General features: G+C 37.3%; 24 protein-coding genes. 17 read left to right on the forward strand and 7 right to left on the reverse strand.

What is annotated here, in order from left to right; genetic code table 11:
• The first annotated feature begins 522 nt into the window (after positions 1 to 522).
• The 3 genes from IQ226_RS17640 to IQ226_RS17650 are packed head-to-tail and all read left to right on the forward strand — an operon-like array spanning position 523 to position 1,511.
• Positions 523 to 816 carry a DUF433 domain-containing protein gene (locus IQ226_RS17640; protein WP_193897434.1) on the forward strand — a complete coding sequence of 98 codons (294 nt, stop codon included), beginning with the start codon at positions 523 to 525 and terminating at the stop codon, positions 814 to 816.
• Positions 813 to 1,157 (forward strand): DUF5615 family PIN-like protein, encoded by a 345-nt coding sequence (locus IQ226_RS17645; protein WP_193897436.1) that lies wholly within the window; start codon positions 813 to 815, stop codon positions 1,155 to 1,157. Before IQ226_RS17640 ends, IQ226_RS17645 begins: the two co-directional genes overlap by 4 nt.
• A gap of 33 nt (positions 1,158 to 1,190) precedes the next feature.
• Positions 1,191 to 1,511, forward strand: coding sequence for a nucleotidyltransferase domain-containing protein (locus tag IQ226_RS17650; RefSeq protein ID WP_193897438.1), 321 nt, complete (start codon positions 1,191 to 1,193; stop codon positions 1,509 to 1,511).
• 184 nt (positions 1,512 to 1,695) lie between these two features.
• Here IQ226_RS17650 and IQ226_RS17655 read toward each other — a convergent pair whose 3' ends face one another.
• On the reverse strand, positions 1,696 to 1,968 hold the full coding sequence (locus IQ226_RS17655) for a DUF2281 domain-containing protein (RefSeq protein ID WP_193897440.1): 273 nt from the start codon (positions 1,966 to 1,968) through the stop codon (positions 1,696 to 1,698).
• Between the two features lie 249 nt (positions 1,969 to 2,217).
• On the opposite strand from IQ226_RS17655, the gene IQ226_RS17660 reads away from it, so the two are divergent.
• From IQ226_RS17660 to IQ226_RS17680, 6 genes are all read left to right on the forward strand, one after another.
• Complete coding sequence (locus IQ226_RS17660) at positions 2,218 to 2,424, forward strand: hypothetical protein (protein ID WP_193897442.1); 207 nt, start codon at positions 2,218 to 2,220, stop codon at positions 2,422 to 2,424.
• The gene (locus IQ226_RS25250) at positions 2,414 to 2,644 is read left to right on the forward strand and encodes a hypothetical protein (protein ID WP_228039526.1); all 231 of its coding nucleotides are present in this window, start codon (positions 2,414 to 2,416) and stop codon (positions 2,642 to 2,644) included. Before IQ226_RS17660 ends, IQ226_RS25250 begins: the two co-directional genes overlap by 11 nt.
• Positions 2,645 to 2,727: 83 nt before the next feature.
• The gene (locus IQ226_RS17670; protein ID WP_193897444.1) at positions 2,728 to 2,958 is read left to right on the forward strand and encodes a DUF433 domain-containing protein; all 231 of its coding nucleotides are present in this window, start codon (positions 2,728 to 2,730) and stop codon (positions 2,956 to 2,958) included.
• A 3-nt stretch (positions 2,959 to 2,961) separates the two neighbouring features.
• Positions 2,962 to 3,081 (forward strand): DUF5615 family PIN-like protein, encoded by a 120-nt coding sequence (locus IQ226_RS26005; RefSeq protein ID WP_370567188.1) that lies wholly within the window; start codon positions 2,962 to 2,964, stop codon positions 3,079 to 3,081.
• A gap of 23 nt (positions 3,082 to 3,104) precedes the next feature.
• Positions 3,105 to 3,317 carry a DUF5615 family PIN-like protein gene (locus tag IQ226_RS25650; protein ID WP_370567192.1) on the forward strand — a complete coding sequence of 71 codons (213 nt, stop codon included), beginning with the start codon at positions 3,105 to 3,107 and terminating at the stop codon, positions 3,315 to 3,317.
• Between the two features lie 494 nt (positions 3,318 to 3,811).
• Positions 3,812 to 4,180, forward strand: a complete 369-nt coding sequence (locus IQ226_RS17680; protein ID WP_193897446.1) for a pentapeptide repeat-containing protein — start codon at positions 3,812 to 3,814, stop codon at positions 4,178 to 4,180.
• 223 nt (positions 4,181 to 4,403) lie between these two features.
• Here IQ226_RS17680 and IQ226_RS17685 read toward each other — a convergent pair whose 3' ends face one another.
• From IQ226_RS17685 to IQ226_RS17695, 3 genes are all read right to left on the reverse strand, one after another.
• Positions 4,404 to 5,219, reverse strand: a complete 816-nt coding sequence (locus tag IQ226_RS17685) for a DUF1838 domain-containing protein (protein WP_193897448.1) — start codon at positions 5,217 to 5,219, stop codon at positions 4,404 to 4,406.
• Between the two features lie 84 nt (positions 5,220 to 5,303).
• Positions 5,304 to 8,471 carry an efflux RND transporter permease subunit gene (locus IQ226_RS17690; RefSeq protein WP_193897450.1) on the reverse strand — a complete coding sequence of 1,056 codons (3,168 nt, stop codon included), beginning with the start codon at positions 8,469 to 8,471 and terminating at the stop codon, positions 5,304 to 5,306.
• 86 nt (positions 8,472 to 8,557) lie between these two features.
• The gene (locus IQ226_RS17695) at positions 8,558 to 9,862 is read right to left on the reverse strand and encodes an efflux RND transporter periplasmic adaptor subunit (protein WP_193897452.1); all 1,305 of its coding nucleotides are present in this window, start codon (positions 9,860 to 9,862) and stop codon (positions 8,558 to 8,560) included.
• A 629-nt stretch (positions 9,863 to 10,491) separates the two neighbouring features.
• Here IQ226_RS17695 and IQ226_RS17700 point away from each other — a divergent pair.
• From IQ226_RS17700 to IQ226_RS26015, 3 genes are all read left to right on the forward strand, one after another.
• A complete protein-coding gene (locus IQ226_RS17700) occupies positions 10,492 to 10,896 on the forward strand; it encodes a hypothetical protein (RefSeq protein WP_193897454.1) in 405 nt (134 codons plus the stop codon).
• A gap of 248 nt (positions 10,897 to 11,144) precedes the next feature.
• Positions 11,145 to 11,429, forward strand: a complete 285-nt coding sequence (locus IQ226_RS26010; RefSeq protein ID WP_370567189.1) for a hypothetical protein — start codon at positions 11,145 to 11,147, stop codon at positions 11,427 to 11,429.
• A gap of 87 nt (positions 11,430 to 11,516) precedes the next feature.
• On the forward strand, positions 11,517 to 11,642 hold the full coding sequence (locus IQ226_RS26015) for a hypothetical protein (RefSeq protein ID WP_370567190.1): 126 nt from the start codon (positions 11,517 to 11,519) through the stop codon (positions 11,640 to 11,642).
• Positions 11,643 to 11,812: 170 nt separating this feature from the next.
• Here the strand turns inward: IQ226_RS26015 and IQ226_RS17710 are convergent, their stop codons facing one another.
• From IQ226_RS17710 to IQ226_RS17720, 3 genes are read right to left on the reverse strand one after another with little or no spacing between them, the layout of a single operon-like run.
• Positions 11,813 to 13,642 (reverse strand): YARHG domain-containing protein, encoded by a 1,830-nt coding sequence (locus IQ226_RS17710; RefSeq protein ID WP_193897456.1) that lies wholly within the window; start codon positions 13,640 to 13,642, stop codon positions 11,813 to 11,815.
• Between the two features lie 60 nt (positions 13,643 to 13,702).
• The gene (locus IQ226_RS17715; protein WP_193897458.1) at positions 13,703 to 15,037 is read right to left on the reverse strand and encodes a tellurite resistance TerB C-terminal domain-containing protein; all 1,335 of its coding nucleotides are present in this window, start codon (positions 15,035 to 15,037) and stop codon (positions 13,703 to 13,705) included.
• Entirely contained in the window at positions 15,021 to 16,370 is a 1,350-nt protein-coding gene (locus tag IQ226_RS17720; protein ID WP_193897460.1) for an ATP-binding protein, read from the reverse strand. The genes IQ226_RS17715 and IQ226_RS17720 overlap by 17 nt, the downstream gene beginning before the upstream one ends.
• 659 nt (positions 16,371 to 17,029) lie before the next feature.
• Here IQ226_RS17720 and IQ226_RS17725 point away from each other — a divergent pair.
• The 5 genes from IQ226_RS17725 (at position 17,030) to IQ226_RS17745 (ending at position 22,704) form a co-directional block, all read left to right on the forward strand.
• The gene (locus tag IQ226_RS17725; RefSeq protein WP_193897462.1) at positions 17,030 to 18,265 is read left to right on the forward strand and encodes an aminoglycoside phosphotransferase family protein; all 1,236 of its coding nucleotides are present in this window, start codon (positions 17,030 to 17,032) and stop codon (positions 18,263 to 18,265) included.
• A gap of 66 nt (positions 18,266 to 18,331) precedes the next feature.
• Positions 18,332 to 19,411 (forward strand): T3SS effector HopA1 family protein, encoded by a 1,080-nt coding sequence (locus IQ226_RS17730; protein WP_193897464.1) that lies wholly within the window; start codon positions 18,332 to 18,334, stop codon positions 19,409 to 19,411.
• A 466-nt stretch (positions 19,412 to 19,877) separates the two neighbouring features.
• Complete coding sequence (locus tag IQ226_RS17735; protein ID WP_193897467.1) at positions 19,878 to 20,372, forward strand: hypothetical protein; 495 nt, start codon at positions 19,878 to 19,880, stop codon at positions 20,370 to 20,372.
• A gap of 62 nt (positions 20,373 to 20,434) precedes the next feature.
• Positions 20,435 to 21,208 (forward strand): ion transporter, encoded by a 774-nt coding sequence (locus IQ226_RS17740; protein ID WP_193897469.1) that lies wholly within the window; start codon positions 20,435 to 20,437, stop codon positions 21,206 to 21,208.
• Positions 21,209 to 21,594: 386 nt separating this feature from the next.
• Positions 21,595 to 22,704 (forward strand): response regulator, encoded by a 1,110-nt coding sequence (locus IQ226_RS17745; protein ID WP_228039527.1) that lies wholly within the window; start codon positions 21,595 to 21,597, stop codon positions 22,702 to 22,704.
• The last annotated feature ends 87 nt before the right edge of the window (positions 22,705 to 22,791 follow it).

Consider the following 22,791-nt stretch of genomic DNA (forward strand, 5'->3'; position numbering starts at 1 on the left):
CTGTGCCTTCTTTGCTTCCACAAGTTACTGCTGATTCTGATGATTCTGACTTGTTGAAAGCTGCTTAATTTTATTGCTGGATTTTGGGGGTTGTTTTTCGTTTTCTTTGTACCCCCTGAACGGTTACGAATTAACCCACCTTTATTGTTTGCATGAGAGCGACACCTGCTATCAGGAGAGCAATGTTCGCATGAGATAAACTAGAGGAGTGCGATCGCTCTTATTGTAAAGTTACATTATTAGAAATTACGCAAAATACCTCTGAAACTCTCTTCCCTTCGTGTTCTTCGTGTCTTCGTGGTTCATTCCTTCATAACTTCTGCCTTTTTGATTTGCATCAGGGCGATACCTGGGACGAGGGAAGCGATAGCGTAAGCTCTAATTTGTCAGTTTGCATGAGATAAACTAGAGGAGTGTGATCGCCATATTTAATATAGAAGAATCAAGCGATACCTTCGGTAAGCTTCGCTAACGCATGAGATAAACTAGAGAAAACATCAGACTACCTGAGCAACTTATCTTATGTTTGCTGAAACCTCCTCACGCTATGTTACCCACAATCCTGAAATTTTAGGTGGAGAGCCAATTATCACAGGCACTCGTACATCTATCCGTGCTATTGTCGGTCTATGGAGATTAGGAATTATGCCAGAAGAAATACCTAATCATTTACCACATTTAACACTGGCACAAGTATTTGATGCCTTGAGTTTTTATTTAGATCATCAAGCAGAAATTAATGATTATATTGAACGAAATCAAATACCTAATGAATTAATACATCCTGCTGTAAAGGCTGCATTAGGCACAGTATGACCATATTTGCAGCACTTTACATAGATGAGGATATGTCCGCATTAGTCGCAACCCTTTTGCGTTCTCGTGGTTTGGATGTGACAACCGTTCCTGAACAAGCAACTCTCGGTAAAACTGATCTTCAACAGCTTGAACTTGCAACTTCTCTAAATAGATGTATCCTCACCCATAACCGAGTTGATTTTGAACGACTGCATTTTCAATACATGGAGGAAGACAGACAGCATTCTGGAATTATTGTTGTCCCTCAAAAAAATGCCTATGAAATCGCACAACGGGTTGGTATTTTGGTAAATACGTTAATGGCTGATGAAATTCACAATCAGCTATTGTATGCCTAATTCCCGTGAAAAGTTCAGATCGCCCTTATAACCATGAACATTAACCTAAAACCTATTCTCACTCTCCTCAAACAAGAACTCACTGACCTGTATGGCGATCGCCTACAAAACCTCACCCTCTTTGGTTCTCAAGCTCGTGGTGATGCAGAACCCGGATCAGATATAGATGTGTTGGTGGTGCTGAAATCTCCCGTTAACCCCGGAGAAGAAATCAAACGCACGGGTAAGGCGATCGCTGATCTTTCCCTAGAATATGATGTTGTCATTAGCTGTCTTTTCATGGACGAAACCCACTACCAAACCCGCAACGGATCTTTGCTTCGTAATATCCGTAAAGAGGGCGTTCTTCTATGACAGAGGAACAACGGGAACTCCTCCTCAAAGCCCAACAGAGTCTAGAAGCCGCAAAACTCCTAACTTATATGTCAGTCCTAAACTTAGAAAAATATCATAAATTAATCCCTATTTTCATCCTGTTAATCCTTTAATCCTGGACATCCTGATTCAGACAATTATTAATTAGTATCTAGCAAATAAATCATGCAGCTTCTTCTCTTTGGGCAAAATTATCCTCATCATCAATAACAATAGGATCATCTTGACAACTACCATAAGTTTGTTCAAAAAAACCAGGAGGCCAGCCTAATTCTTCTGGTGATTTTTGCTGAGATTTACCTTTTGTGGATATATCATATTTTTGTGATTTGAACTGTAAAAACTCAATAAAATTTAAAATCTCCTCCTGTTGTTGAGGGGTTAGATTTTGGACTATTTCTAAAATAGATTTTTGCGTTTCTACTGCTTGAGTCATAATTAAAAATCCTCCTTTTCTAACCTTCAACCCCGTCCGCTATGTAAAACTGATTGAATTGTCTCACCAGAGTCTTCTACCATCGTTAGCAGAGTTTTGTGTGTAGTTTCACTGATGCTAACTTTTAGCTCAGGCATGACTTGTTCTCATAACTCACTAACCGATTATTATAGCATTTCCGAGGGCGATCGCATGAGATAAACTAGAGGAGTGCGATCGCCATTTATTATGCTTTGGAGGCTTAAATATATGACAAACCGTGAACAATTAATCCAAGAACTCGAAAAAACTCCTGATGACATTGTACAACTTTTACTAGATTATTTACATCGTGTGAAAGCTACACGCAAAGATCATCCTCTAGCCAAATTTGCAGGAATTTTAAGCGACGCAGAAGCAACAGAGATAAAACAGTCAATTGCAGAATGTCGTCAGGTAGATAAAAATGAGTGGTGAAATTGCTTTAGATACTTCTGTTGCAGTTCGTTTTTTAAATGGTGACACTGCAATTATTGAAAGAGTATTGACGTTACCAGAAGTTATTTTACCTTTAGTGGTAGCAGGAGGAGTTTTGTGTGTAGTTTCACTGATGCTAACTTTTAGCTCAGGCATGACTTGTTCTCATAACTCACTAACCGATTATTATAGCATTTCCGAGGGCGATCGCATGAGATAAACTAGAGGAGTGCGTTAGCGTAGCTTACCGAAGGTATAGCCCCTCAAGTAGAACACTAATAACAGCTTTACATATTTGTACTTATGGATTGGCAATCTCGAATTACCATTGACCCAAACATCTTAGTCGGTAAACCTATTATCAAAGGAACACGACTGGCGGTAGAATTTATCATCGATCTTCTGTCCCAAGGCTGGAGTAATGACGAAATTTTGCGTAATTATCCAGGTATTACCCTTGCAGACATTCAAGCCTGTCTTGCCTATGCTAGTGCTTCCCTAAAATCTGAAAAAATCTACGCTATTCCTGCCTAATTCATGCGTTTCCTTGCTAACGAAAACTTTCCCCTTGATGCTGTTGAAGCTCTGAGACAACACGGACACGATGTAGCCTGGATTAGAGTAGACTCACCGGCATCTCTGATCCTCAAGTATTAAGTCGCGCTCAAGCAGAAAACCGTATTCTTTTAACCTTTGATAAAGACTTTGGAGAATTGGCTTTTCGTTCACAGTTACCTGCTACAACTGGCATCATCTTATTTCGGATTAAAGCACCTTCTAGCGCAATAGTAGCTGAAAAAGTTGTAAGAGCGATCGCTCTGCATGATGATTGGTGTGGGCATTTCAGCGTTGTTGAAGATGACAAAGTGAGAATGAGGAATCTTCAAAAATAAATTGCTTTATAGGGCAACTATAAAATCTTTATACAGGAATACTGGGATATTTACTATTTAGCCGTGTTTGATCAACTACTATCTACTAGGATTCATTTCTAACTAGTGTCAGTTAAGAAAGTGTCACTTCCTACACTAGCAATTTGACTTTAAAAGAGATATGCTGAATGAATGCAAGGAGTGATACCACTTCATCTGATATTTGTTACAATTTTCCTGGCGCTGCTTATACTTTCTGTTATTTGAGTCGCAGGTTTTAAATGTTACAATAGTAGTGAATTGGTAGAAAGTTATACGGGGAACGCTTGGGTTAAAAACTCAGGCGTTTTTTATGTGTCAAATAGCTGCACTTCCACAAATAGTATTAATTTACTAGTTCTTAATAATACTATTTATATTTTGTATAAGCAGAAATTTTTGTGCAAAGAACACACCAACAAATAATTTAAGCAGTATTCTGAGGATAGAGGTTTTGTGGCTCAAGTAGGTTAAATATGGAAACTGAGGAACTAAAACGGCGTTATCTTGCGGGTGAAACATATTTTGTTTCTGCTCAACTAATCAAAGCTAAACTAATTAATGCTTATTTACCAGGGATTAATTTATGGGGAGCTGATTTAAGTGAAGCTAACTTAGCTAAAGCTAAACTTTGGGGAGCAGATTTGAGTAGAGCAAATTTAGTCAAGGCAAATTTGACAAGAGCAAATTTATCCGGTGTTAATCTCACTGAAGCAAATCTTCGAGGTGCTAGGCTGCATGATACTAAGTTGTATGGCGCGAATTTAAATCGTGCATATTATGATGAAAGCACCAAATTTCCGAGAAATTTTGATCCTCTGAGTCACAATATGCAAAAGTTGTAATTACAGCGATTTTCGGGTAAATGAACCACATTTTTTTGTTTCACGCTCCAGACGCAGAGCCGCAGAGAGGAATCAAGAGTTTGGTCTAAATACATGAAAACTGCTGTAAGTAAGTGAACACAATAAAACCAATCTGTGTACAGAAAAGTAAAATCGCCCAAAATCTCTTGCCTCTTGCCTTGCCATAACGACAATTTTTAACGCCAACCTACTTAATTGTTAATTAATCTTCTGCTGGTGCTGGTATGGGGAATATTTCTCCAGCTAAATATGCGGAAAAATGCTTTTGAAAATAAAGCCAAGATGTCATATCTTCTCCCTCAATATAACTTTTTGGGGCTGCTTTATATAAAGGAACGCGAGTGTTAATCTCCCGGTGTAAAATTGGATGTAATTCTGTTAATCCACTAACTTTTTTACCTGTAGCACTGTAGATTAAATAACCAGGATGTTCACCCATTTTCATCCAGGGCAACCATTGACCAATTCTATCCCAGGATATGCTTAATTGTGTAACTGAATTTAATTGTAAATTTTCTAAATCCGCTGTGGGAACAGAGATTTTAAATAGTTCTGCTGCTTGATAAATTCCTCCTGGACAATAATCAGCAAATTCGGGGTTTTCGGCTAAAGGATTGGGATAATTAGGAAAGATATCAAATACAAAATTCGTTTTTTCTCCGTCTAATTGCACAGGTAATTGACCTTTAAATTTACCCTGAACAGGACTATTGGCAACGTGCATAACGGTGACTGTTTCCTGTGTCCAAGGATTTTCCCATTTATGTAAGATCTCTTTGGTTTCTGGGTTGAGGTAATAGGTTAATTCTCTAGAAGTAAAATCCCAACTACCTTCACCTGTGGGAATACACCTACTCACACTCATTCCCACAATTTTAAATAATAGTTGTCGTTTTTCTCCAGGAATAAAACTATAAATATTTCCTGTCCAACTTAAAAAATTTGACTCGTTGGCATCTAGAGAAGCACGGGTTTTAATCCACTGCTGAACATCTACTAATTGAGTTTGCTCTATCATTATATATCTCCTTAAATGCTAAAAAAATTGGCTCTACAACAGTAATACAATCGAGGGCAGGGAAACCCGTCCCCTACAGGCTTACTATCTTAATGAAACATGATCTTCTTCTTGCATTTCTAAATGGGAAGAATGATGAACTGGTTGCAAACCTTGGCGAATTGTACCAATGATAATGTAAAGAATTGGCACAATAAATAAACTTAAAAAAGTCGCCACAAACATTCCGCCAAATACAGCAGTACCCAGAGATTGACGACTCGCAGCACCTGCACCTGTAGCAGTTGCTAGGGGAAAAATTCCTAACAAAGTCGAAAAAGCCGTCATGAGAATAGGACGTAACCGACCTTGTGCTGCTTCTACGGCGGCTTTGGTAATTGATAAACCTTGCTGTTCTCGTAATTGGTTAGCAAATTCGACAATTAAAATTGCGTTTTTACTGGCTAAACCAATTAACATGACTAACCCAACTTGGCAAAATACATCATTGTTTAAACCTCGTAATGATTGTGATGCTAAAGCTCCCATAATAGCCAAGGGAACTGACAACATAATAATCAAAGGGTCAACATAATTTTCATATTGAGCAGCTAAGACTAAAAAGACGAAAAGTAATCCCAAACTAAAAATGATCGGTGCTTGTCCACCAGATTCTTTTTCCTGAGCCGCAATACCTGACCATTCATATCCCATGCTTGTGGGTAATATCTTTTTAGCTAGTTGTTCCATAGCTAAAGTTGCTTGTCCAGAACTAGTACCAGGAGCGGGAGAACCGTTAATTTCAATGGAACGAAATAAGTTGTAATGATTAATAGTTTGCGCTCCTGTTGTGGGAGTTAATTTGACCAAACTACTCAGAGGAATCATCTGATTAGTTGCAGAACGCACATTTAATAAACCGATATCATCAGGATTGGAACGAAACTGAGCATCTGCTTGGATATATACCCGATATGTGCGGGAAAGAAAATTAAAATCGTTGACATATCTTGAACCCAAATAAGTTTGCAGGGTTTTAAAAATATCGTCAATAGAAACTTGTAGAGATTTAGCTTTGTTGCGGTCAACTTCAATTAAGATTTGGGGTGTATTGGCGGTAAAGGTACTAAATACAGCTTGTAGTCCGGGGGTTTGATTTCCCTGGATCATGAACTGACCAACGGTTTGCAGCATAGAATTCAAGCTGTTAGTGCCGGCTATATCTTGTAATTGAAATTGAAACCCACTAAAACTACCTAAACCGCGAATTGCGGGGGGGTTAACAGGGAAAACTCTAGCTTCGGTAATTCGTGAAAAGCTTTTTCTTAAATTGCCAATAATGGCTTGTACTGTTTGATTTGATTGTTTGCGTTCGTCCCAGGATTTGAGGGTTGTAAAAATTACACCGCTGTTAGCACTGCTACCACTAAAACCAAAACCACCGATCGCAAAAGTCCCTGTAACTTCGGGTAATTTGAGGATTGTTGCTTCTACCTCACTCATGACTTTACTGGTGTATTTGAGTGAAGAACCTTCTGGTCCTTGGATAATGGTAATGAAATAACCTTGGTCTTCGTCGGGGAGAAATGCGGTGGGTACGGTCATGTACAACCAAGCGGTGAAACCTAATGAAGCGATAAACAACAGGAGAACAATTGCTTTTATTCTCGTTAAAAATCTTAAAGAGCGCTCGTATCCCCAACCCATGGCTTCTAAAAACCAGTTGATTCGACCGAATACCCAACCAAAAATCCCTCTAGTTGCGGGTCTTTGCCGCAACAATAAGGCAGAAAGAGAAGGGGTGAGGGTGAGAGCCAAAAATGTGGAAATGGCGATAGAAAAGGCAATTGTCAGGGCAAATTGTTTGTAAATTTGTCCAGTTGCACCGGGGAAAAAGGCGACGGGGACAAATACCGCCATTAATACTAGGGAAGTAGCAATTACAGCCCCAAATAGCTCTTGCATGGAGACTGAAGCGGCTCGTCGTGGTGTCATTCCTTCTTCTTGAATTAAGCGGGAAATGTTTTCCACGACAATAATTGCGTCATCAACTACCATTCCTGTGGCGAGGGTTAAACCAAACATGGTTAAGGTGTTGATGGAAAAACCAAAGGCTTTGACAAAGGCGAAAGTCCCCACCAATGACAGAGGAATGGTGATCACAGGAATTAAGGTGGTGCGCCAATCTTGGAGGAAAATAAAGATCACGAGAATTACCAGAGCGATCGCCTCTAGAAGAGTTTTTACCACTTCTGCCAAAGATTCCTCTACAATCGTAGTGGTGTCAAATGCCACTTGATATTTCATCCCCGGTGGAAAGCTTTGGGATAATCGCACCATTTCCTTTTTGACCAAATTAGCAACGTTTAAAACATTACTTCCCGGTGTCGGAAATATCCCAACCCCTACACCTTCATTCCCCTTAAACCGGAGAAATGAACTATAGTTTTGCGCTCCCAATTCCGCCCTTCCCACATCTTTCAACTTAATCAAACTACCGTCACCAGCAGTTTTAATTACCACATTTTCAAATTCCTCAACCTCCGTCAGCCTACTAACTGCCCTCAAGTCAATTTGATACATCTGACCATCTACGGCTGGCTCTTGTCCAATTTTCCCCGCACCTACCTGTAAATTTTGTTCATTCAGGGCATCAATAACATCATCAGTAGTTAGATTCCGACTAGCCAATTTATTCGGGTCAAGCCATAGACGCATTGCATAGCGACGTTCACCAAAAATCCGCGCCTCACTGACACCTTTAATCCGCTTCAGGGTATCTACTAAGTATAAATCAGCATAATTACTTAAAAAGACGTTATTTAAGGCTTTATTATCACTAAACAAACCGATCGCTAACAGAATATTGTTAGACTGTTTACTCACAGTCACTCCTGTTTGCTTCACCGCTTCTGGTAACTGGGGTTCAGCCGAGGTGACGCGGTTTTGCACATCAACGGCGGCAATATCCTTATCCCGTGAAGCATCAAATGTGACAGTAATCGTACTACTACCATCATTACTACTGCTCGAAGTCATATATTTAATGCCTTCGACACCGTTAATTTGCCGCTCTAAAATCGTTGTGACGGTACTTTCAACAATTTCCGCACTAGCGCCAACATAATTAGAATTGACGATAATCTGCGTAGGACTAATCTCTGGATACTGGGCTGTAGGCAATGCGGGAATACTGATTGCACCAACAAGTAAAATGATAATAGCGCAGACGCTGGTAAATACAGGTCTTTTAATAAAGAAATCAACAAACATAAATTGGTAATTAGTAATTGGTAATTGGTAATTGGTGATTCTTCCTATTCCCTCTTAACTGTCACCTGTCACCTGTCAACTGTCACCTAATTTTCAGGAATTATTGGCAGTCCATCTCGGAGATTTTGTATTCCTGAAATTATCAATTTTTCATCTCTTTGTAATCCCTCGATTACTTGATAATTATTCCCTTTAATATTGCCTAATTTCACCTGTTTTTGTTTAGCTATTAATTGAGAACCACCTTGAGGAGATTTTCCCGTTTCGGCTACAAATACAAAAGTTTCCCCAGCGATTCGAGATATGGCTGTAGTGGGAACTAGCACCCCAGAACGTTGATTCCAAATCACCTTAGCCCGAATTAATTGATCAGATCGAAGTTGCCCATTATCATTGTTATAAAGTGCCTTCACTAATATTGATTGAGAGTTATTTGTTATATTAGGAGAAATAAAGAAGATACTACTATTACCAATAATTTTACCCTGAGGGTTAATTAATTCCACAGGCAATCCTGGACGTAATTGTGTACCTTTTTCCAAGGGAACCTGAATTTTAACGTCTAAAGGTCGGTTTTGGGTAATCGTAGCTAATGGTGTGGAAGTATTCACAAAATCCCCTACTTTCACGGGAACATCACCCACAGTTCCAGAGAAAGGAGCAGTAATTGTATAATATTGAAGTTGAATTTGTTGTTGTCTAATATTGGCATCAGCTTGTTCTAAAGATTTTTCTACCTGGGATATGGTAGCTATTTGAGCTTGAATGCGGGAATCTATCGCCCCTAGTTGGGCTTTTGCTGTCGCTAGTTTGTTAGCATATAAATCTTGGGTCTGACGAGATACAGCCCCTTGTGCAGCTAATTCAGAATAACGCTTATACTCTTGCTGATTTAAGCGCAGATCGGCAATATTTGCTAAACGTTCTGCTTGTAAAGATTTCAGGGTAGCGCGAACATTTTCTAGTTGCGCTTGTGAACCTCGACCAGCGGCGGATAAACTACTAACTGCGGCTTGTTGCTGTTGAGAATCTATTTGCAGAATCGCAGTCCCGGAGGAAACTGCATCTCCCGATTTGACGAATATTTGGGAAACCTGACCTTGAATTCTCGGTTGGAGATTGACTGAACGCCGAGATTCTAAACCGGCTATATATTCCGTACTATCTTCAACCGTACCTGTTTGCACTGGTGATAGTTTAACTTTAACCCCTGGAGGTGGAGCATTAGCTACTGCTGGATTTGGTTTTTCAGGATGTAGCAATTTCCATGCTATCCCGCTGAGACCCCCAATCAATAACAGTGCGGCCAATAGCAACCGCGTCCACCGATTGGATTTAGGGGGAGACGGGGGAATTTCTTTAACATCAGTTTGAGGCTCAGGTAGTGTCATGGCTGATAACAAGTTGAAGGAATGAATAGTTAAAACTCTATGTGTATGATATTAATTTTGAAACTTCTAATTTATAATGAACCGACAAAAATATGTATCATCTAATTTAAATATACAGGCTTTACATTTTTTTACAATCTATTGGCAAAATAATTAGGACTTACGCACGCTCACTAACTTACCATCATATGAATGAAGGAAATTGCGTCGTTTTCGGCTTTGGGAATAACTTATTGAGTAGGGTGCGTCAGATAGAGGAAATCTGTTTTTTACCAAATTATTGGGTCTGACGCACCCTACAAGAGATAAAACCCACATTACATATTTAGAAAACTTTGTCAATGCGTAAGCCCTAATAATTATCCTGATGATCAATTTCTGAATTTAGTCATAGAGAAAACATTATCTACTTTAGCTCACCTTAAATATAGAAACAGCCTGATTTCCTTGTCACTGTCTTGAACTCAGGATTTATGCCATTTAATGACTAGTAAGTTTGTTCTATTAAATAAGCGCTGATTAATGCTTGTTTCTCTTTGGCAAGTCGCATCCAGAAATAGGAAAATTGTCTAGGCTACTCTTTCCCTAGTTAGAATTTAACTTAAGCTGTTATTAACCTCAAAATCAACATGATTAATAAATTAACACAACGGTTATTGACTTTGGCTCTGATTTTTACCATTACCTTTTTCTCCTGGTCAGTTCCTTTTGCTTATGCTAGTCACTTCTTCACCAACTCTGGAGAAATTAACGATAATATCAAATTATCTGAATATGATTTTACTCCCCAAGAAAATCAAGCACTACAAGCAATTCGTCAGCGTCGAAATAAAGAAATTGCGGCAATTTTAGATTTATCTCAACGTGATTTGCTTGCTCACGAATTACATAATGGTAATAATATTGATCAAGCTTTGGAAGCATTAAACTTAAGTTCTGAACAACGAGAATTAGTAAATTCTATAAATGTCTTCACTAATTTAAAGTTGAAGGGCATTTTTTCTCGCCATACTTTACTTGATAGTCGTAGATAAGGTTAGGGATTGGTAATGGTAAGTTATGCCAGTTGTGGGAAATATGACTTTTCTGCAACTGGTAATTGTCAGAATCAGGATGTTCAGGATTGAATGATGAACAGGATTAAAGAAATCAATTGCAAAGGATTTATTTATTCTCAACTGACAAAGTTTTTTGCTTGGTTGGTTGCAGTGTTGACAATTGTTATTTTACTTTTGGGGAATATGAATATTGTTTATTCTTATCAATAGGAAATTGAGTAATCATGCTTAACAAAGAACCAACTAACAGTCAAGAGAAATTAGATAATTTTTTACAACATATAGAAACAGCCCGTCAATTAGAGAATGATATGATGAAATATGGGCTAGATGCAGCTTATTTGTATTGTGATGATGTTGAGGGTGATTGGTTAGATACTTGGGGAGATGATAATGATGAACCAACTTATATAGAAAAGATGACAACTTTCTTAGAAAGTGATGATGCGGTTGCGGTAAAGGTACGGGAAAAGTTACAGGATAAATCTGTTTCAGAAATTATCGGTTGACGGTTAACAGTGAACAGTGAACAGTGAACAGTAGAATATTGTTTAAGTCAATTAACAGAGAATCAGAGAATTTTTGCTGCTAAGGATTTGTTAGTAGGTGGTGTTGGGGTTGTAGGGAGCGATCGCAGTTCTAGTAATGAAACGATTGATGAGATTGAGTTGTTGGGTTTAGCGGAAGATTTGTTGGAGAAGTTAACGGAGATTTTAAGGTAAGTATCATTATCAAATATTAATCAATGATTTTTACATAATCTTATTTTTCGAGTTATTTCACCTGTTTTGTCCTATTGTTAAATTAACAACTTTTAATTATATTTTTTCAATTTTCAAATTAATACTCCACGTAAGATAAAACTATATATTGTGACCATATAATTCAAAATTTATTTTTTAAAATGACGTAGATTATTCTGATCTTGATATTTAGCAATATATTCCACATTTTGCTGTTCTAATTTTGATAGCAAACTAACTGGAAATTGTTTTGGTGAATATCGAGGATTATACCAAGACTGTTGATTAAAATATTCTTGTAACCCAGGAGTATCAAACCTGCGACCATTAACAGCAAACACTGTATTTCGCATAATATCTAATTCATAACCATCTTTACCTACTAAATCTGCTTCGGTAACTCGTCTTAGAGAGATCCAAAAATAATTATTGGTATTTGCATTGGTGGTATTTATGGGTGATGTATTAGATATGGAGACATTAGAAATTTCTTTGAAAAATACCCGATTAGGTGATGTATTTGCATCTTTACTAGCAAGTACACAATAAGAATCTGAATTAACTTTCCCATAGGTTTTTAAGAAGTTGATACAGTTTGTGATATCACTAAACGGATTAGCATATACTTGATATAAACGTTTACCTGATAGATTAGGATAATCTGGTATCCAGAATATTCCAGCTTGAGAATAACCCTTTACTTGTAAATTGTCAGCTTGATTGGTTGCAGTTTGTAAATCTGGAAAAGCAGAATCAGCAACAAAATAAATAGAATTATTTAGTGTAGATGAGTCTGATAATTGTTGATTTTTAGTTTCTGTTTTAGCAGAAAATTGAGGTAAAGAACTTTCGGGATTTTTAGATAATAATGTTTTTTGATTTTCTTGACTTGCAGAGGAAGATACTGATGTATTTTTATTATTTGATGATTCAATAGGTAAGGGTGATTTATTAATAGCAAACCCAACAATAATAGAAGCACCAATTAAACCACTGGCAATTATACTAGCAAGAATTATTCCACCTCTAGCGGTATTTTGATTAGTTTGATGAGAATTTTGTACGTCATTACCTGGACTTACTGCAATTGTATTTTCAAGTGATAAGGCAGATGGTGCTGCAATAACTGTAGGTGTTGGGACAAAAGCAGGTGCAACGGGATTTGAGAGAGTTTGTAAAGCGGTCAACATCTCTCTAGCAGAAGAGAAGCGTTCTTTAGGATGATAAGAAATAGCTTTATCCAAAACATCCCCAAAATTAATATTCAAATGGGGTGCAAAATGTCGCCACAAAATGTTACCCATAGTTGGTTCAGTTGGTAAGTCTTGAGGAATTTTCCCTGTTAATAAATAAATCGCTGTTAATCCCAAACTATACAAATCACTGGAATAAACAGGTCTACCAGATGCTTGTTCACTCGGCATAAATCCAGGTGTACCAATTACAATTGAACTAGTGGGATTTCCTTGTGAATTAACTACTGTTCCCATTAATTCGCGGACAGCACCAAAATCAATTAGCACTGGTTTCCCATCATGATGACGCAAAATTATATTATCGGGTTTGATATCACGGTGAATAATACGTTTTGAATGAACATATTCCAAAACTGGTAACAAAGATAGTAATATTTCTCTAACAGCATTCTCCGTAAGTATTCCATGCTGTTGAATTTTCTCTGTGACGGTATCACCTGCAATTAATTCCTGAACTAAATAAAATTGATCATTAAATTGAAAATAAGCATATAAACTAGGAATTTGATTAGATGTAGAACCAAGTTCCTCTAAAATTTCTGCTTCTCGTTGGAAGCGTTCTTGCACTAATTGATAAATTTGGGTATTATTTTGAATCGGTTTTAGCTGCTTTATTACACAACGACGTTGGGATGGCATTTGGGTATCTTCAGCTAAGTAAGTTTCGCCAAATCCACCACTCCCCAAAGTTTTAATGATTCGATAGCGGTTGTCTAATAACATCTTCGCTGATTTAGATTTTAGGTACAAAATCTCAATTGAAACCTATACACAAAGCCAGGTTTACTCCTGAATTCTGCTGTAACCGATTTCTGAATATTTATTAATCATTTTTTTCACATTTAATAAATGTTCTGTAACAATTTCAGGGACTTCGGTATTGGTTTCAATAATTAAGTCACCAATCGTATTACTAGCTATTTCATTAATAGCATCAATCAAGAGATTGGGCATAGTAATATTAGCTTCAGCAATTTCTTTAATAGTAGCTTTGGGGTTATCTTGTTCCAGTATAGCTTTCAAAACCTGAATTTTATGACTGGGGAGATAGTTGAAAAAATTATTCCATTCCGTTGGTAAATCTTCTGTGTGATCATGTTTCCTATTTATGGGATCTAATGGTTCTAGTAATTCATCAAAAGGAAATAAATCTAAATTATTTTCTTCATTATCGGGCAATGTTGAGGGATTGATTGTTTCCACTTGTTGAAGTAATTCCCAAACTTGATTTTGTAATAAATCCCGTTCATCTTGTAAGACAGAAATTTGATTTTGCAGTTGATTAACTTCAGTTTTTTGTTCTAATGTCTTATTCTGTAATGATTGGAGCGTATTTTCCAGATTATTTCTAGTTATACCTGTTTCTACTAGTAGATTATTTTGTTTAGTAATTTCCAGTTCTTGATTTTGAATTTCTATGCGTAGTTCATAAAGCTTTTCTTCTAATTGTGGTTTAAGTCTTTCTAACAAAATTACATCATTTTCTAATTCTTTTTTCTGCTGTTTAATTATTTCCAGTTGAGGTTGAATTTGATTGATTTCAGCACGAGAGGCATGACAATTTAGCTCTAATTTTCGCTTTTCTGTAATCAAATTATTACAACTATTATTTAGCTCTATATTACTATTCTCTAAATGGGTAAATTCATTTTTAAGATTATAAATTTCGGCTTCAATTTGCTTTTTTTGAGCAGCTAATGTGCCGATATCTCGATGCAAACTATCTCTTTGACTACGACAATCTCCAATTTGGTTTTCTAACTGCTGAGTTTCTGCATACAATAAATTTCTATATTCTTCTAACTGGTTTATTTCCTTGAGAATACGTGATTTTAATCCTTCTATATCTCGAATCCGTCTTTGGAGAGAACCAATCATCCTTAAGTCATCATGTCTTCGCCGTTTATCAACGAAAAATGCGGCTGTATAAGTAGCTAATACCGTAATTATTCCCGTAAAAAAGGCTCTAGCAATATCCCAATTAGGAACAAGACTTAAACCAAAACTGACACTAAAAGCGGTTATTCCTAGTACGACTCGATGACTAACTATAGTTGGTTGCATCTTACTAGGTTTTATGGTAGCCAAGTTGTTAGAATTATTAGTAATTAACGTCATTATTCCTCACATTTTCACCAAATACAGCTAAATCTGCCTTTAAAAAGTCAATAAACTGCCTTGCGGTTCTGCCAGAACGACCATTATGACGGGTTGCCCATTGTAAAGCTTTGTATTCTAAATCTTCGGGAGAAATATTGATATTTGCTGCTAGGTGCTGGACTATTTGTAAATAGGTTTTTTGATCTGCAGCTGCAAAAGTTAATGTTAGACCAAAGCGATCGCTAAAAGACAACTTTTCTTGCATTGTATCCCAACCATGAACTTCATTGTTATCCTTGGGGGCTGGTCTATCAGTAAAATATTCCCGGATTAAATGGCGACGGTTAGACGTAGCATATACAACTACATTTTCCGGTCTGGCAGTTACATTTCCCTCTAAAACCACTTTCATTGCTTTAAAACTATTATCATCTTCTTCAAAGGAAAGATCATCTACAAAAATAATAAATTTCTGAGGAACACCTCGCAACAATTCGACAATTTTTGGTAAATCTGGCAATTCTGACTTAGATACTTCTATCAAGCGCAAATTTCTATGACTATATTCATTTAATAAAGATTTAACTAAAGAAGACTTACCTGAACCACGACTACCATACAGTAATACGTGCAATGCAGGTTCGCCCGACAATAAAAACTCTGTATTTTTGACTAAAGCATCTTTTTGCCACTCGTAACCCACCAATGTAGACAGTTTCACCGCATCAGGACAATTAATACCAACTAACTGCCCGCTTTGCCAACGGAAAGCCCTATATTTGGCAAATAAACCAGTTCCATATTGCTGATAATAAGCGGCTAAATCTGCTACTGCATCACCCCAATTTGCCAACAGAGGAAGAGATACCATTAAACCCGTTTCTCCTGCTAGGGTTTCCGGTTCTCGATACCAAACCACAGGAGAAATCGGTAAATGCGTCGCTATTTGTACCCACTCGCTCAAAACCGCACTATTACATTCATAGAAACTTTGTAATATTTGCAAATCATGTTGTACAGCCACTACTAAAGCCGAGGGTAATTGTCTAAACTCTTCTCGTTGTGCCAATTTGCTAAAAGGATTATCCGCAATCAGAATTTGCTGAATCAGATATTCTTCCCAGGTTTGATGACTGTTGGCTAAGGCTTGGAAATAACTACCGTAAGCCTGGAGGCAATCTCGCCCATCTGCATCAGTATAACGGATGGTTTGTAATAAATTCAGAAACGCTCTGCCTACGTCGCTGTCTAGGACAGATTGGTACAGTAAAAGAGAGGCAGCTTGGCGTTGTAAAAGTTGAACCGCTGTATAAGATATAGTATTTGCCGTCAGCATTGGTAGATGATCCATCAATCAACTGGTTAAAAGGAAACAGGGAACAGAAAAATCAATTGTGTAATTAATTCTGTCCCATTACTTATGTCTAATTTATATTATTCTTACCTCCCTCCAATTCTTTCTCCTGAACTCCTGAATGGGCGCAGGGCCTGCGCCCCTACCTCCTGATAGCGTAGCGTGGCGTTAGCCATACTCCTGATAGCGAAGCGTGCGCTCCTACCTCCTGGACTCCTGACTCTTGTACCTACAGGAATACAAGTATAGCCATTTATATATTATACTAGAGGGGATTGGGGACAAAAGTAAACTAATACTGATTATCAGGGTAAATTGCTAACATATATACAGGAAACATGGATCACTGACAAATGTAAGTAACCGTTGTTTTCACTGGATATGTACCAGCAACTATTTTGGCAACAGTAATGTTTGATTCAAGGTGCAAAGCTCTACTACAGATATTGTAAAGATTTTATAGTTTCTTCCGTAGACTTGAAAGTAGAAAAATAGCTAATATTGCCATTTTGGCAGGTCTTTCTGACACAAATGGGATATTAGTAGATAGTAGCAATGGTTCGTAAATTTTTTACCATTAACTTAAGAACTGCTACAGCCACCTCAATATTGACTGCGGTAATTCTTTAGCCATTTAAATAACTAGGAAATAATTCATGTTATTATCACTGTCTTCTCAAAATGTTATCCAGTATCTGCTCAAGGCAGGGCTGTGTAGCGCGGAAGATGGCGCTGCATATAAATCTGTATTGCCAGAAAATAGCAATAAAAATGGGAATTTACTGGTAATCCTGGCAGATAATCGCCAACTGTTAATTAAACAAGAACGTCACATTAATAATGATCAAAATTGCCATGAACTCTTTAATGAATGGCTATTTCACCAACTATTACAGAAATTTCCAGTGATTGGTAATATTGGGGCGATCGCATCATCATTGTTACATTTTGATGAAGAGAATTCTATTCTGGTGCGGAGCTACTTCAGCGAATATGTGGAGTTAGGAAAATTTTATCAACAGAGTAGTATGTTCCCCACAGCGATCGCCAGCGCGATTGGTACTGCGTTAGCAGGATTACACCGAGCCACGTTCAATAAACGTGAGTATCGTGATTTTATGTCCGCTGCCCCCGCAGGACAGTTTCGCTATAATTTTTACAATCCTGCCCAAGGTATACCCTCAATAAATCCAGACACATTTGGGACAATTCCCACGGAAGCACTGCAATTTCATCTTCTGTATCAGCGTTATGAAAGTTTAGAATCGGCGATCGCTGACTTAGCTTATGATTGGAAACCATCTTGTTTAACTCACAATGATCTACAATTGAGCAACATTCTAGTTCATTCTCGATGGGAACAGCTAGATAACTGCTTGATGAAATTAATTGACTGGGAAGCTTGCGGTTGGGGAGATCCAGCTTTTGATTTAGGAACTTTATTAGCAAGTTATTTAGATGTGTGGCTGTCCAGCCTAATAGTAGATCCGACATTAGAGCTAGAAGAATCTTTAAATTTAGCGATGATTCCTCTAGAAGCAATACAGCCTTCAATCTTAGCTTTAATTCAGGCTTATCTTGATGCCTTTCCCATGATTTTAGAATGTCATCAAGACTTCATTTTGCGGGTAATTAAGTTTGCTGGTTTAGCATTAATTCAACAAATTCAACACAGAATTGAATCCCAAAAATCCTTTGACAATAGTAACTTATGTATGCTCGAAGTTGCTAAAAGCCTCTTAACAATGCCAGAACAATCAGTATTAACAATTTTTGGGATTTCCGCCGTCGAAATCCTGCAATTACCCACATTCCAGAAACTTTCCCAACCCCATAAAGAACGAAAATTAGTCCGTCTTTATTACGAAAAAACTCGCTTGCGCGGTTGTTAGTAAAGTAATATTATCCCTGATGGTTACACATATATTTCCCTAAAATTTGAGGTGCAAAACAAATTAATGTTTGATGACTCTACCAATCAAATTCTCAATACATTATTCGATATTGCCAGTAATATCCAGATAGAACCTAATTTTCGTATTTACCATCCCAATTATCAACCTTTTGCCTTACCCACAAATATAGCAAATAGGTTTCAACACAACTCACCTTCTTTAAAACAGAAATATTTGAATATACTGTTGAGAAATTTCCTCTATGGTATTTATTACAACGGTTCACTACAAACAGTCTTAGCCACAAATAATAACTGTCAATCTCAGGTAAATTTCCCAGAAAATAATAGTTTAGGCGTAGATGAAGAATTCTATGAACAACTACATCATAGCAATCATGGTGCAGGTCATTATGAACCCGATTGGCAGATTTTGAGAATTGAACCTGACGGTAGTATGGCTGTAAACAAGGATGGATTAACCTTATATATCGAGCCAGAATGTCATCTGCAACCCCGGAGAAAGCCACCTAAAGTGGGGGAATTAATAGCAATATGGATGCCTAAAAATCGCTTACAAAATGGCTGTTATGTAGCAGTAAGTAATACAGCAATAGAAAAGAAAGATCCACAGAATACTGATTTAGGAGGAGGGCGAATTTATTTTCATGTGACATCATCCGGGGCAATTGTCCTTATGGATAGTTTAACCCGAGCTTTGAATAATGCGGCAATTGCCTTTAGTTTTCAAGTTCTTTATAATCCCGCTGCCTATCAGCGTTATGATGCTGGTGTGCTGCATTTTGAACGCCGAGATTACCCCACAATTCGGAATATTCTTCAAGATATTTATCAAAAACATCAAGCTTACTTTCAGCCGGAAATTCCCTTATTTACGAAATTTTTAGCACCGGGATTAGGGTTAGCAGAAGAACCAAATCAAAAATTTGCACCTCAAGAAAGTTTTGGGATGAACCGTTGTCAAATTGTTGCCAATGCGCTGTTAGAATCTTGGCAAAAGGGTAAAAATGCCCTAGAAGAAAGAATAGAATTAATTAACCAACACTTTGCCAGAAACTTGATTGATGTGCAGCATCCCTATCTGAATCCGGCTTCTGAGGATATTTATCAGCCGTTAATTTGAGGAGAAAGTCAGTAACCAATTTAGCTGTGTAACAGCTTAAGCGATCGTTATTTTTAAGTTCCCTAACATAAGTAGGACTTGCTGATAGCGTAGCGTGGCGTTAGCCATATAAACCTAAAACCATTTATTAACAAAGGGTTTCGCGGATTTTTACCACAAAAAAGTGCCAGGTTTTAGCTGATGGTGTCTCAAAATAGGTGCATTTTTCCTTGTCGGATTGGAAAATTGAGGATATCCAGATAGTTGAAACTGTCACCACCTGAGTTCGGTGTTAGGAGTTTCTCCTTCGGAGACGCTACGCGAACAGAGTTATGATTTTTTCAACGAGATCATCAGGGTTTGAGACTCATACTTGGGGCAGTTTTCCACAAATTATCTTATGTCGAACTCAGGTGACAAGAATAAGATCTTCAGTAAACCTCTTGCCTAAGTTATATTAAATTCAGAGTGTGTCAGGAGTAGGCTAATGAAACGTTTTCAATATTGGCTTGGGATAATCGGAATCGGCACAGTTGTGAGTTTAGTGGTAAACTCCCAACCAGCACAGGCACAAGTAGCTTATGGCAGTTATGTTGGTATTGGTCCGACTGTGGGGTTGACAGACGGTACTCAATTGGGTGGAGTCCTGGCTTTTCGCTACAAATTACTAGAAACACCCATTTCTTTCCGCACACAAGCTTTAATTGGTAAGGGAACAGCAGTAGTCCCGACTGTTTCCTATGACATCCCTCTCAACTGGCAAACAGATGCTTATTTAGGTGCTGGTTTAGTCTTAACTAGTGGTGATACGCCTTCCCCTGTTGGTAATAAAATTAGCTTTGCTTTGCAACCAGGAATTGACTATGTTATTCCTAATAGTAATACTGTGATTTTTGGTAATGCCATTATTGCCTTTGATGCCTACCGAAATACTGGTGGTACAGCCTTATCTTTACAAGGTGGAGTTGGGTTAAGATTTTAATTCTTAATTGGTAAAAATTTTGTAACCTTTTGATTTTTAATATTCAATCAATTTTGGAAAAGATGGTGCTAAACCGAGAAAAAATAGACTTTTACTTAACAGATATAGAAACTCCTGTAGGTAAAGCAATTAGTGTAACTATTTCTTTGTTGGTTTTAGTATCATCAGGAATTTTTGTGGCGGAAACTTATAATCTTTCTCAGGAGGCTCGCTGGGAGTTAAGAGTATTAGACAATTGTGTGTTAGTAATTTTTGCTGGAGAATATTTACTGCGCCTATGGAGTACGAAAGATAAAATTAAATATATTCTGAGTTTTTATGCAATTATTGATTTAATTTCAATTTTGCCGTCTTTTATAGGATTAGTAAATGTTAGTTTTATCCGGCTTTTACGTTGGTTTAGAATCTTGCGTTTGCTGAGATTTATTGACAAAAAGGTTTTAATTGGTAGTATCAGTAATCAAGATAGTGTAATTTTTGCGAGAATATTATTTACTTTATTTGCGATAGTTTTTATTTTTTCCGGGTTAATTTATCAAGTTGAACATCCAGTTAATCCCCAGAATTTTGATACTTTTTTAGATGCTTTTTATTTCTCAGTTGTGACAATGACAACCGTGGGATTCGGTGATGTCATACCAATTTCTGAGTTAGGGCGCTTATTAACGGTATTAATGATTTTAACAGGAGTGGCTTTGATTCCTTGGCAGATTGGTGATTTAATTAGACGATTGGTAAAAACGGCAAATCAGGTGGAAACTGTTTGTCAAGGCTGTGGTTTAGCTTTTCATGATGCAGATGCGGAATTTTGTAAAAGGTGCGGTAAACAATTGTAGCGGATAAAATCACAGTCAAGAGTGAAGTTGATCATGGTATTTTCTGCCAAGTAGATATACCATACAAAGAGGAACTAGTAATTAACTCAAGTTGCTAGTTATCTAGTTGAGGCTGGTAATGGGTAATTGGTAATTGGTGATGAAAACAGAAATTTCATCCTGTTTATCCTTTAATCCTGGACATCCTGATAGGGAAGCGTGGCGTTAGCCATTTCTGACAATTTACCTAACTAGCAACTTACATTAGTAATTAAAAGTCATGTCTTGTCAAAGAACCCGCATAGTCAAGAAGCTGTTGTATCAACAACCATTAACTATGCTCATAAAAATTCTTCTGCTTTCTTCCTTCTTCTTCCTGACTCCGACTCTTAACCAAACAAGTTTTTATGGCTTACGCCACGCTATGCTATCAGCAACCTTTAGATATGTCTACACTGCCTAAAGTTTTAATTATTGATGATGAGCCTGATAATTTTGACGTAATTGATACGTTGTTAGATAATCAAGGTTATCAACTAAGCTATGTTAACAATGCACAACAAGCTCTGGGACTTTTAGACTATTTTCAACCCGATGTAATTTTATTGGATGTCATGATGCCAAAAATGAGTGGTATCGAATTTTGCAAAAAACTTAAATCCAATTCTCATTGGAAGCATATTCCTATAATTATGGTGACAGCCCTTTCTCGTAAAGAAGATTTATCCCAATGTCTATTAGCAGGTGCTGATGACTTTATTAGCAAACCCATTAATGGATTAGAATTACGTTCACGGACTCGTTCCATGTTAAGAATCAAACAACAATATGATGCTTTACAAGAAACTTTATATTTACGAGAAGACCTTTCTAATATGATAGTTCATGATTTGCGAAATCCTCTGACAGCTATCATTATGTCTGCGGAAATTTTGCGAATTACAGAATATTCACAAGAACGTCAGGAGAAAAAAACCAGCCAAATTATTACGAGCGCTCGAAAATTACAATCCATGATTGATAGTTTACTAATCATGGCTAAATTAGATTCTGGTAAGATCACACTTCAACGAACAGATACTGATATTTTTTATCTTTGTTCTACTGCTATTACCGATATTGAACTAAATATAACTAAAAAAAATCTAGAACTAATTACTAAACTACCAGCACCTGGAATTTCAGTCAGTTTAGATGCCAATCTCATCCGCCGAGTGATTGATAACTTACTGTCTAATGCGATTAAATTCACACCAGAAAAAAGTCAAATTTCTTTTGTTGCTGATTACACATCATCAGGAAAACTCATCATTCAAATAGCTGATTCTGGACCAGGTGTTAAAGAAGAATTAAGAGAAGTAATTTTTGCTAAATATGAAGTAGGAAATCTGCTCACAGGTGCATATCAAATTGGTTTAGGTTTAGCTTTCTGTAAAATGGTTATTGAAGCTCATGGAGGACATATTAGTGTGGAGGGAAATTATCCAACGGGGGCAATTTTTATGGTTGAAATTTAGAAGCAGGAGTCAGGAGTCAGGAGTCAGGAGTCAGGAGTCAAGGAGTCAGGAGTCAAGGAGTCAGGAGGAAGGAAGAAGGAAGGAGAG

The organism is Dolichospermum sp. LEGE 00240 (assembly GCF_015207875.1).
GTDB lineage: Bacteria > Cyanobacteriota > Cyanobacteriia > Cyanobacteriales > Nostocaceae > Dolichospermum > Dolichospermum gracile.